Below are 410 nucleotides of genomic sequence, written 5' to 3'. Positions count from 1 at the left end.
CGATGGACTGGGCGAAGATGCCGTATGACCCATCCTTGTGTGTGATGATCTCGCCATCGTTGGTGACGGTGACCTTGCCACCATCGGCCTCGTTGTCGGGGTCGTTGGGGTCGCCGACCACCGGGATCGGAATCCCGTTGGGTATGCTGGCACCGCCACCGATTGTCATGTCTGCTTCCGATGCGCCGGTCGCGGCACCCGAGGCACCACCGCCACCGCCGATCGACTGCGCAAAAATGCCGTGCGAGATATAGCCCAGTGTTTCAATCTTGCCGAAGTTGTTGACCTCGACCTCACCGCCGATGCTGCCACTGCCGCCTTGGCCGCCAATATACATGGTAACGGCCGTCTCGGCCTTACCGGTCTCCGTCGAGCCAGCGCCACCCGCACCACCGCCGCCGCCCACCGAC

Annotated in this window: 1 pseudogene; it reads right to left on the bottom strand. The window is 63.7% G+C overall.

The window, feature by feature from the left end:
- A pseudogene (locus tag ENZ75_RS34110) lies at positions 1 to 410 on the bottom strand (hypothetical protein); the annotation flags it as partial.

This window comes from Mesorhizobium sp. M7A.F.Ca.CA.002.04.1.1 (assembly GCF_004022805.1).
Taxonomy (GTDB): Bacteria; Pseudomonadota; Alphaproteobacteria; order Rhizobiales; family Rhizobiaceae; genus Mesorhizobium; species Mesorhizobium ciceri.
The sequence above is the reverse complement of the archived record's forward strand: the minus strand, read 5'-3'. Positions and strand labels throughout refer to the sequence as shown.